Source organism: Brotaphodocola sp. (genome assembly GCF_983179755.1).
Map to the genome: position 1 here is coordinate 1 of NZ_CFAHBC010000048.1, position 11,573 is coordinate 11,573.

Annotated in this window: 9 protein-coding genes; 3 read left to right on the forward strand and 6 right to left on the reverse strand. The window is 48.0% G+C overall.

The window, feature by feature from the left end:
- Positions 1–346: 346 nt before the first annotated feature.
- Together tsf and rpsB are read right to left on the reverse strand one after the other, a co-directional pair.
- On the reverse strand, positions 347–1,285 hold the full coding sequence (tsf, locus tag AC4EVX_RS12090; protein ID WP_177977888.1) for a translation elongation factor Ts: 939 nt from the start codon (positions 1,283–1,285) through the stop codon (positions 347–349).
- A gap of 154 nt (positions 1,286–1,439) precedes the next feature.
- Positions 1,440–2,174 (reverse strand): 30S ribosomal protein S2, encoded by a 735-nt coding sequence (rpsB, locus tag AC4EVX_RS12095; RefSeq protein ID WP_177977889.1) that lies wholly within the window; start codon positions 2,172–2,174, stop codon positions 1,440–1,442.
- Positions 2,175–2,487: 313 nt separating this feature from the next.
- Here rpsB and AC4EVX_RS12100 point away from each other — a divergent pair, with 313 nt between their 5' ends.
- From AC4EVX_RS12100 to AC4EVX_RS12110, 3 genes are read left to right on the forward strand one after another with little or no spacing between them, the layout of a single operon-like run.
- A complete protein-coding gene (locus AC4EVX_RS12100) occupies positions 2,488–3,174 on the forward strand; it encodes an FCD domain-containing protein (RefSeq protein ID WP_177977890.1) in 687 nt (228 codons plus the stop codon).
- Positions 3,159–4,085, forward strand: a complete 927-nt coding sequence (locus AC4EVX_RS12105) for an AEC family transporter (protein ID WP_490160287.1) — start codon at positions 3,159–3,161, stop codon at positions 4,083–4,085. The genes AC4EVX_RS12100 and AC4EVX_RS12105 overlap by 16 nt, the downstream gene beginning before the upstream one ends.
- Positions 4,086–4,118: 33 nt before the next feature.
- The gene (locus AC4EVX_RS12110; RefSeq protein ID WP_490160288.1) at positions 4,119–5,279 is read left to right on the forward strand and encodes a glycoside hydrolase family 28 protein; all 1,161 of its coding nucleotides are present in this window, start codon (positions 4,119–4,121) and stop codon (positions 5,277–5,279) included.
- Between the two features lie 147 nt (positions 5,280–5,426).
- On the opposite strand, the gene codY is transcribed toward AC4EVX_RS12110, so the two are convergent.
- From codY to AC4EVX_RS12130, 4 genes are all read right to left on the reverse strand, one after another.
- The gene (gene codY / locus AC4EVX_RS12115; RefSeq protein WP_177977946.1) at positions 5,427–6,206 is read right to left on the reverse strand and encodes a GTP-sensing pleiotropic transcriptional regulator CodY; all 780 of its coding nucleotides are present in this window, start codon (positions 6,204–6,206) and stop codon (positions 5,427–5,429) included.
- 322 nt (positions 6,207–6,528) lie between these two features.
- A complete protein-coding gene (gene topA, locus AC4EVX_RS12120; protein WP_490160289.1) occupies positions 6,529–8,634 on the reverse strand; it encodes a type I DNA topoisomerase in 2,106 nt (701 codons plus the stop codon).
- Between the two features lie 5 nt (positions 8,635–8,639).
- The gene (gene dprA / locus AC4EVX_RS12125; RefSeq protein WP_490160290.1) at positions 8,640–9,851 is read right to left on the reverse strand and encodes a DNA-processing protein DprA; all 1,212 of its coding nucleotides are present in this window, start codon (positions 9,849–9,851) and stop codon (positions 8,640–8,642) included.
- 3 nt (positions 9,852–9,854) lie between these two features.
- Entirely contained in the window at positions 9,855–11,387 is a 1,533-nt protein-coding gene (locus tag AC4EVX_RS12130) for a YifB family Mg chelatase-like AAA ATPase (protein WP_177977122.1), read from the reverse strand.
- Positions 11,388–11,573 lie beyond the last annotated feature (186 nt).

Sequence of the window (11,573 nt, forward strand, 5' to 3'; positions counted from 1 at the left end):
TGCGTCGCAGACTTTCATCTGTTTTGCCGATTTTCTTATTATAGCTTTTAAACATGAAAAAACTGGTTTTATTATACTCTAATGCTCTGCTATATACAAGAAAAACATTACCTTTTTAATGCTAAAAAATGATGAGGCACATTAATTGCGATGCTGGAGATATCAAAACAACCGGACTTCGGATTTCAGGCACAAAAGACTCCCCCTCTAATTTCTTAGAGAGAGTTCATTTCGGGATAGTTCTTCTATACAAAAAGCGCCGAAACCACATGGATTCCGACGCTCTTTGCTCTTTATCTTTATAAATTCATCTACAAATTTATAAGCTTGAGGAGAATGAATTAAATTACATTCCCATCTGCTTTGCAACTTCCTCTGCAAAGTTCTCTTCCTTCTTCTCAAGACCCTCACCGGTCTCGAAACGAACGAACTTCTTAACACTGATCTTAGCACCGTTCTCTTTTGCAACCTGTGCAACGTACTGAGCTACGGACTGCTTGCCATCCTCTGCCTTTACGTAAACCTGATCAAGCAGGCAGATCTCTTTGAGTTCTTTGTTGATACGACCCTGGATCATACCCTGGATAACCTTCTCCGGCTTAGATGCTTCCTTCGGATCGTTCTGGATCTGAGCCATCAGGATGCTCTTCTCATGCTCGATGAAGTCAGCGCTAACCTCGTCACGGCTGGTGTACTGCGGACGCAGAGCTGCTGCCTGCATTGCAACGTTTCTAGCCATCTCACGAACTGCATCGTTTACTACGTCGGTCTCTACGTCAACCAGAACGCCGATCTTTCCGCCAGCATGGATGTAGGAAGCAACGAAACCGTTCTCCTCCTCAACCTGCTCGAAACGACGAATGTTCATGTTCTCGCCGATGATAGAGATCTGAGTGGACAGCTCTTCCTTAACGGTCAGAGACGGATCCTTCTCCCACTTCTCAGCCATGAAGTCGTCCATAGAACCAGCGGTGGTCTTCAGAGCCTGTGCTGCAACATCTGCTGCGAAGGTGCGGAACTTCTCGTTCTTAGCAACGAAGTCGGTCTCAGCGTTAACCTCAACAACAACTGCCTTCTTCTCGTCAGCGGTCAGATCGGTAACAACGATACCCTCAGCTGCGATACGGCCAGCCTTCTTAGCTGCACCAGCCAGTCCCTTTTCTCTCAGGAACTCAACTGCCTTGTCCATATCACCGTCGGTAGCTGCAAGTGCTTTCTTGCAGTCCATCATACCAGCACCGGTCATCTCTCTTAACTCTTTTACCATTCCTGCGGTAACTGCCATTGTAATCTCCTCCGTGAATTAAATTTGACGTAACGGTCCACAGAACAAAAGTCCATGAACCGTCACAAATGAACGTATATCCAAATCTCTTTATAAGATCTCAGAAATCTCCTCTGAGCTCTGAGATCTCATTCAGACACGTCTGTGAAGAGAATTAGTTCTCCTCTACAGCCTCGCCAGCCTCAGCGAACTCAACCTCAGCTGCCTCGCCCTGCTTAGCCTCGATTACAGCGTCAGCCATCTTGGAAACGATCAGCTTAACAGCTCTGATTGCATCATCGTTACCCGGGATAACGTAATCCAGCTCCTCCGGATCGCAGTTGGTATCAGCGATACCGATCAGCGGAATACCCAGAGTATGAGCCTCCTGTACACAGATTCTCTCCTTCTTCGGATCTACGATGAAGATTGCATCTGGAAGGTGCTTCATCTCCTTGATACCGCCAAGGTTCTTCTCAAGCTTCTCCCACTCTTTCTTCAGCTCGATAACTTCCTTCTTCGGCAGTACCTCAAAAGTACCGTCCTCAGACATGGTCTCGATCTCTTTCAGTCTTGCGATACGGCTCTGGATAGTCTTGAAGTTGGTCATCATACCGCCCAGCCATCTCTCGTTTACATAGAACATACCGCAACGCTCAGCCTCGGTACGGATTGCGTCCTGAGCCTGCTTCTTGGTACCAACGAACAGGATGGTGCCACCGTTTGCAGCAATATCAAATACAGCATTGTAAGCCTCGTCTACTTTGCCAACAGACTTCTGAAGATCAATGATGTAGATACCATTTCTCTCGGTGTAGATGTACGGAGCCATTTTCGGGTTCCATCTTCTTGTCTGATGTCCGAAATGAACACCAGCTTCCAGTAACTGCTTCATAGAAATAACGCTCATGTTACTACCTCCATTTAATTTGGTTTTTTTCTTCCGCCTGCCTCTTGCACTTCCTCCGGAACCCAAGCGGGCACCGCCGTCAGAATCAGCAGACGTGATTTTTGTCAACTTTTTGAGTTTATCATATCCTTTCTTATTTGACAAGAGGTTTTTTTCTATTTTTTTCAAAAATTGAATCCGGAAGGAAAACTCTTGACATCACGGCATTTCCGGCGTATACTTCGAGCAGATTTTCACTGATATATCAGATGTTTTTTACGCCGTGTGTGCACTCATCACGCACACTCATACAGAAAGGACAGATTGAACCGCCATGACAGATTTTTCTAATTTCGACCGCAAAACCCTCGCCTACGAAACACTAAAGAGACAGATTCTCACCGGCAAACTGCTTCCCGGAACTTTAATCAGTGAGAAAGCACTCGCAGAACAACTTGAAATCAGCCGTACCCCCGTCCACGAGGCCGTTCAGGAACTCGTCCGCGAAAAGCTTCTAAATGTCATGCCACGGCGCGGAACTCTCGTCTCCCCGGTCTCTCTCGAGGATATCCGCCAGCTCTATGAACTTCGCCGGATTTTAGAGCCCCAGCTTTTGATCCTCTCCCTTCCGAATTTAAACCGCACCGAACTCTTAGCCAGCCGTGACTATTATCAGCGCTGTGCCTCCACGCCCGGAATCGAAAACTCCGAGAGCGACCACGATGCCGATTTCCATCTTTTTCTCTCCGGCGGTTGCAGAAATTCCTACGCGATGAAAATTTTAAAACAGCTCATGGAACAAACGCTTCGCATCCGCAGTCTCTCAAACATCTGGGATGAATCGCGCTACCTTCATGCCTGTGAAGAGCATATCGCAATCGCAGATGCCCTGCTCGATAACAATCCTGAGGGCGCATGTCAGGCAATGAACCTGCATTTAAACAACTCGGAGGAAGGCTACCGCCGAATGCTCTCTGAGACTCGCACAAAGGAGGAAGAAGTAAAATGGCTCTGGCAATAATCACTGCAAAACAGGTGTTTCAGCTCCTACTCATGATTTTAGCAGGTGTCCTCTGCTGTAAGACCGGCATCTTCAAACCAGCGGAAAAGTCTGTGCTCTCCAATATCCTGATCTATCTCGTTGTCCCGGCAATGGTCATTCACTCCTATCTCGTCGAATTTGACCCTGCGACCTTTCACAACCTGCTCTCCGCTTTTGTACTCAGCACGCTCGCGCTTCTGATCGGACTGATCTTCGCTTTTCTCGCAACGAGAGGAATCGCAAAGGAGGATCGCGCAATCATCCGCTTCGCCTGCGGATTTTCCAATGCCGCCTACATGGGATTTCCTCTGATCCGCGCGCTGTTCGGAAGCGAAGGTCTTCTCTACGCGAGCGCGTTTGTGACCGTCTTCAACATCCTGCTGTGGACACTCGGCTACGGCATGGTGTCCGGAAAGACACAGATGAAAGAAGTCCTTCACAGCATTTTCACCTGTCCCTGCATCCTTGCCGTGATCGTCGGACTCATCCTGTATCTCGGGCGGATTCCGGTTCCGGAGCTTCTCGCAGGTCCAATCGGCACGATCGGAGATATGAACACTCCGCTCTCGATGCTGATCACCGGTGCGACGATCGCTTCAAGCGATCTCGGACGTCTGCTCAAAAATCGCAGTCTCTTTCTCACCCTCGCCCTGCGCCTCTTCTTCGTGCCCGCTGTGACACTCGCCGTCTTTGCTCTGCTCGGACTGCACGGGACGGTTCCTACGATCGTTCTTCTCCTGGAAGCCTGCCCCTGCGCGGCGATCACAACCCTGTTTGCCATTCAGTTTCACCACGACGAGGAGCTTGGTGCGGGAGCAGTCGTCTTCTCCACACTTGCAAGCATCCTGACGCTCCCGGTCTATGCTTTTGTTTTGACGGTTCTTTTATAAGGTATAACGTTTATTTTTTTAGGAGGAATAGATATGGAATTAAATAAGAAAATGAATAAGGAAAATTTGAAAACCATCCAGAGCTGGATCGATCAGTGCCCGGATGGGGGAACCGTCTCAATCCCTGCCGGAACCTGGCTGAGCGGACCCTTGCATTTAAAGAGCAATCTCACACTCTACTTGGAAGAGGGAAGCAAGATTTTATTCAGCAACCGCCCCGAAGACTATCTTCCTGTCGTCTTTACCCGCTGGGAGGGTGTTGAATGTTTCAACTATTCTCCGCTGATCTATGCAAAGGACTGTGAACACATCACGATCTCCGGTCCGGGAACCCTTGATGGAAACGGAAGCGCATGGTGGCACTGGAAGAAGCTCCAGCAGAATGCCGCTGACCGGCTGATCTGGGCGGAAAGTCGGGGAATTGCACCAAAAGACCGAATCTTTGCGACCGAAGCGGATGCCCTGCGCCCGTCCTTTATGCAGTTCATCGACTGTCATGATCTGATCCTGCGCGATTTCACGATCACAAACGGACCCCAGTGGACGATTCACCCTGTCTACTGCTCTGATGTCACTGCCCGCAATCTTACTGTTTTGACGGAGGGTCCGAACACAGACGGTTTTAACCCGGATTCCTGCGAAAATGTCCTGATCGAGGATTGCACCTTCTCCACCGGCGACGACTGCATCGCAATCAATTCCGGTCTGAATGAGGATGGCTGGCGCGTCAATCGCCCCTGCCGAAACATCGAGATCCGCAACTGCCATTTCAACGGCGGTCATGCCTCAGTTGCGATCGGAAGCGGAATGTCCGGTGGAATCGAAAATATTCATGTGCACGACTGCGAGATCACGCAGAGCGAGCGCGGAATCCGCGTCAAATCCATGCGCGGACGGGGCGGATATGTCAAAAACCTGCGTTTTGAGCGAATCACCATGAAGCAGATCGACGAGGAAGCCATTCAGATCAGCATGAATTACGGCTCAAGCACCTCCATTCCCGCTTCCGACAAGGCTCCTGTATTTGAAGATATTGCATTTTGCGACGTCACCTGCGCTCACGCCAAACGCGGAATTGAGCTGACCGGTCTCCCGGAAAGTCCTCTGCGAAATGTACACCTGACGCGCTGTGCACTTCGCGGTGATCTCCCGGATAAGCGAGAATATGTGGAATCCAAAGAAAAGGAAGTCTAAAGTCAATTATTATTAGGAAAGGTTTCAAGGAACCATAAAATCCCACCACAGAACTTTTCCGTGATGGGATTTTCCTATCTTACTTATCTTATATCGTACTTATTTTTTATTTTTTTATAATTTCATTTTCTTAGCGTTTTACCCTACTTAATTCTTTGCAACCTTGATATTCTTAAGCTCATCAAAGACTACATCGTTCAGAACTTTGATATACGTTCCCTTCATACCGGAGGAACGGGACTCAATAACGCCTGCACTCTCAAACTTGCGGAGCGCATTGACAATCACGGAACGAGTGATGCCGACACGGTCTGCAATCTTACTTGCAACAAGGATACCCTCATTTCCGTCAAGCTCCTCAAAGATGTGGGTGATTGCTTCAAGCTCCGAGAACGACAGCGTGCTGATCGCAGACTTCACGATCTGAATTTTTCTGGTCTCCTCCGCATTCTCCTCGTTGACCGAACGCATCATCTCCAGACCAACTACGGTTGTGCCATACTCGCTCAGAATAATGTCATCGATGTCATACTGCTCGTCACACTTGTAGATAAACAGAGTTCCAAGGCGCTCTCCCGCAATGTCGATCGGGGTGATAATCGCCTGATATTTCTTGACATTCTCCTCTGCAAAGCCGAGAGTTGCAAGGTTTACATTCTCCTTTGTGGACAGAATGCTGAGCAGACGCTCATTGAGCATGCGATCTACGAAACCGCCTACCTGGTCCTCAATCAGCTCCTCAATCTCATCCACACCAGGACAGAGACCTACTCCGAGCACTTTTCCCTTCCGGCTGATGACCAGAATGTTGGATGACAAAATCTCGCTGAGCACTTTGCAGATGTCGTTAAATACAACTTTGTGTGAGTTATTATTATGCAATAACTTGTTGATTTTTCTAGTTTTATCCAGAAGCTGTACGCTCATTTCAAAAAACCTCCTCAATTATCTGTATTTCTGCCACGATACCGATTTGCTGATTAAATCTTAGCACGATACACAAATAATAACAAGAGTTTTTTGAAATTTTTTCATTATTTTTCTAATTTACTTATTTTTTATAATAGTTCAATGTAATCGTTCTTTGTGCAGATTGAAAAAACGCACAAAAACAGCCACCCCGCCGAATGTTTGCGATTTCTTTTGCGAAATTGCAATCCGATTTTTCAGCAGAGTGGCTGAATATCCAAAAACTTGCTTCCTACTATCTACTACTCACGCTACTACTCACGACTTCCTACATTACTACTTACTTTTCTTCGTGCGTCTCTTCTTCACGTTTCTTCTCAACAGTCATGCGATATCCGCACTGCTCATTCGAGCAAAGAAGGTTATTTCCCTTTTCTACCATGTAGCTTCCACACTCCGGACACTTCTTGTCGGAAGGCTTCTGCCAGGACATGAAATCGCACTCCGGATTATTCTCGCATCCATAGTAGCGACGTCCCTTCTTCGTCTTCTTGACCACGACCTCTCCGCCGCACTTCGGGCACTTGACACCAATCTTCTCAAGATACGGCTTCGTGTTCCGGCAATCCGGGAAACCCGGGCAGGCGAGGAACTTGCCATGAGGACCATACTTGATGACCATGTTGCGTCCGCAGACGTCACAGATCACATCCGTCACCTCATCCGCAATCTTAACGGACTCAAGCGTCTTCTCCGCCGTCTTGACTGCCTCATCGAGATCCGGGTAGAAGTTTTCCACAATCGTCTTCCACTTTACAGTGTTGTCTGCAACCTTATCAAGCAAAAGCTCCATGTTTGCCGTGAACTGAAGATCCACAATGCTTGGGAAACACTTCTTCATGATTCCGTTTACTGCCTCGCCAAGCTCGGTCACATAGAGGTTCTTGTTCTCCTTTGTGACATAACGGCGCGCAAGAATCGTCGTGATCGTCGGTGCATAGGTGCTCGGACGACCGATTCCCTGCTCCTCCATCGCTTTTACAAGAGAGGCCTCGGTGTAGTGTGCCGGTGGCTGGGTGAAGTGCTGACTCGGCTCAAGCGCAGAGAGTGTGAGCACATCGCCCTTCTCGAGCTTTCCTGACAGAGTATTCGATGCCTCCGTGTCATCCTCCTGCACATAGACCGTCATAAATCCATCAAAGGAGAGACGGGAAGCTGACATCGTAAACAGGTAATCCCCTGCTCCGATCTTTACAGATGTCGTCTCGTAAATCGCCGGTTGCATACGGCTCGCCGTAAATCGTCTCCAGATCAGCTGATAGAGACGGAACTGATCTCTCGAGAGAGATTCCTTTGCCATCGCCGGAGTCAGCGTAATATCCGTCGGACGAATTGCCTCGTGTGCGTCCTGAATCTTTGCACTCGACTTGCGCGCCTGCTCATTCTGGAGCACATACTTCTCTCCGTAATTGCTGTTGATATACTCGCGCGCCATCGCATCCGCCTCATCCGCAATACGGGTGGAATCGGTACGCAGGTAGGTGATCAGACCGATTGTTCCGCGTCCCTGCACATCCACGCCCTCGTAAAGTTGCTGTGCCAAACGCATCGTCTTCTGTGTGGAGAAGTTGAGCACCTTGGAGGCTTCCTGCTGAAGCGTACTTGTTGTGAACGGGATCGGCGGTTTCTTTGTGCGCTCACCCTTTCGGATATCCTCCACAATAAAGCTCTTGCCCTGAAGATCTGCCACAATTCGCTCTGCCTCTTCTCTGCTGTGGATTGAGAGCTTCTCCTGCTTTGTTCCGTGGAACTTCGCTGTCATGATCTTCCTGCTTCCGCTCTGCTGAAGTTTCGCCTCAAGATTCCAGTACTCCTCCGGAATAAATGCCGAGATCTCATCCTCGCGATCACAGATCATGCGAAGTGCAACAGACTGCACGCGTCCCGCACTCAGTCCGCGCTTCACCTTCGCCCAGAGCAGAGGGCTGATCGTGTATCCAACCATACGGTCAAGAATTCTTCTCGTCTGCTGAGCATCCACAAGTCCCATGTCAATCGCACGCGGATTCTTTAAGGATGTCTTGACTGCATTCTTCGTGATCTCATTGAAACTGATTCGATATACCTTCTTGTCTTTTGCCTCATCCAACTTGAGTGCCTTTGTCAAATGCCAGGAGATTGCCTCTCCCTCACGGTCCGGGTCGGTTGCCAGATAAATCTTATCCGCCTTCTTGACTTCCTTGCGCAGTTTCGCCAGAATATCTCCCTTTCCTCGAATCGTGATGTACTTCGGCTCATAGTCATGCTCCACATCAATACCGAGCGTACTCTTTGGCAGATCCCGCACATGTCCGTTTGAAGCATCCACCACATAATTTGAACCTAAAAATTTTTTGATTGTTTTTACCTTTGCAGGCGACTCTACGATAACCAAACTGTTTGCCATAGTTCCTATCCGTTCTCCCACATATCAGACTTTTTTCCATAATAATGATTTGCAGATCGAAACACATATCCGCCCAGCTCCAGTTCCAGCAAAATCCCCATACAATCGCTGATGCCAAGACCGGTCTGTGCCACAATCTGATCCAGATGTTTCGGTTTGAAATCTAGGCAACTATACACCAATTTTTCTTTCTTTGCAAGACCATTTACATTTTTTTCATGGATTATTAACTTTTTTTGGTACTTTACTCCGAGAAATTGCAGCACATCTTCCGGCGAAGTCACCAAATGTGCGCCCTGCTGGATCAGATGGTTACACCCCTCACTCAGGTGATCGGTGACTCTTCCCGGAAGTGCAAAAATCTCCCTTCCCTGTTCCATTCCAAGATCTGCTGTGATCAGAGATCCGCTCCTTGCACGCGCCTCCACAACGACAATCGCATCCGCCATCCCACTGATAATCCGATTTCTCATCGGGAAATTCATCGCTTTCGGCGGAGTGTCGGGACCAAACTCAGAGAGAATCCCACCTGTGCGCCCCATCTCCTCATAGATCCGAAAGTTCTCCGACGGATAGCAGATGTTCACCCCACATCCAAGTACCCCAAATGTCGGCTTTCCCGCCCGGAGAGCTCCCCGGTGCGACGCTCCATCGATTCCGGAGGCGAGTCCACTGACAATCTGGACTCCATTCTCGGCAAGTGTCATCGAAAAACGCTCAGCAAGCTGTTCCCCGTATTCGGAACACCCTCGTGCTCCGACGACTGCTACGACCGGATGATTCTGGTCCGGCAATTTTCCTCTCACAAACAAGCCCATCGGATAGTCATAGATTTCCCGAAGTTTCTCTGGATATTCCTCGTCACACCAAATCACAAAGCGCATTCCTCGCTCGGAAAGTTCCTCAAATTCCGCTTTGCAGGTCTCGTAGTTTGCGCGGTGAGAAAGGATTGCCATCTGCTGGCGTTTTGAGAGAAATGGACATTCTCTTTCCAGAAATGCCTCAACTGTACTTTTTTCTTCTATATTATTAACACCTTTCTTGCTCGTGCACGCAAAGCTAAAACCACTCTCAAACATCATCTCATAAAATGCACCCAGACTTCTAAAATGTTCCTGAATCTTCCGGATCGACACGGCTCCCAAAATCACCAGTTTGCTCAGCCAGTAGAGAACCTCCCGCTCTTTCTCCGGATTCTCGTTTTTTTCTTTTCCCATGGCTTATTTCCCTCCCCAGTAAATTTCCTCAATTTCCCGGTAACTCACTGCTTCTGCAAGATGGCTCTGCAAAATTTGCTCTGACTGTTCAAGATCTGCTATTGTCCTTGCCACCTTCAAAATTTTATGACAGCCTCTCGCACTTAAAGACAATCTCTTGTAAATCTTTTCCAAAAATTGTTCTTCCGTCGCTCCAAGTTCACAAAATCTCTCGATCTGTCTGCCTCCCATCTCACTGTTAAAATAGATTCCAGTGCCTGCAAAACGCGCTCTCTGAATTTTGCGTGCCATCTCAACCCGTTTTCGGATTGTCTCAGATGACTCATTTTTCTGTTTCGTCCGGATTTCCTCGAAAGCGACGGAAGAAGCCTCGACGCAGATATCAATTCGGTCTAAAAGCGGTCTGGAGATTCGGTCTGCATACCGTCTGACCTGCATTTTTGAACACCTGCACCGTTTGCGATCAGGATAATAGCCACATGGACATGGATTCATCGCTGAAACAAGCATAAAATGCGCCGGGAATTCAAAACTCCCAGAAATTCTTGCAACGGTTACCCGATGCTCCTCAAGAGGCTGGCGTAGAATTTCAAGCGTCTGACGCTGAAACTCCGGAAGCTCATCGAGAAATAACACTCCGCGGGATGCCAGGGAGATCTCTCCGGGTCTTGGACGGTTTCCACCTCCTGTCAATGCCTGAGCTGTGATCGTGTGATGCGGGGCGCGAAACGGGCGAAGTCCCATCAGTGCCTGTCCCGGAGGCAAAAGTCCGCATATGCTGTAAATCTGTGAAATCTCCATCTGTTCCTCCCGCGAAAGCTTCGGCATGATTGTTGGAATTCTCGATGCCATCATGCTCTTTCCACTTCCTGGTGGTCCGATATAAAGCAGATTGTGTCGACCGGCAACTGCCACCTCGGTCGCACGTCGCATCAAAAGTTGTCCATTTACCTCCGAAAAATCTACGGAGTAGGAAATGGGAGGCTGGGATGTATTCTTATCTGCTTTCTCATACACAATAGAATCTGGATCACGGATAAGACTCACAAGTTCCGCAAGTGTCTGGACTTTAACAATTTCCATCACCTCACCGGCAAGTCCTTCCTGTACATTCTCTTCTGGCAGAAAACAGCGTCTTATTCCGGTCTTTCCCATCGCAAGCACCATTGAGAGCACTCCACGGACAGGTTTGAGGGAACCATCGAGTCCGAGCTCTCCAAGAAAACCCGATGATTCTAAGATTTCACTTTTTATAATTCCATGAGCAGAAAGCACCGCGATCGCTATTGAGAAATCATATCCCGTTCCCTCTTTTCGTAGATTCGCCGGAGAGAGATTGATCGTCACTTTTTTCGGTGGAAGTGTAAAACCGGAATTCTTTATTGCAGTGCGAACTCGCTGTTCTGCCTCTTTTACTTCAGAAGCAAGAAATCCTACCATATGGAATCCGGGTAAACCATCGCTCACATCTGCTTCCACCTGAATCACACAGCCATTTACACCGAGTAGACCTGCACTAAATGCGCGTTTAAACATAGGGATTCGACTCCTTTCGTTTTAAGATTTTGAGGTTTTAATATTTTGATATTTGATTCGATTATAGAAAAACAAACTGATTTCCCAGATTTGTTACCTTGAAATTCAAATGAGATGATAAAGAACTATTGCCATTTAAAAATATAAAAAACAAGAAACAAATAAGAATATTAATAAGTAGTATGA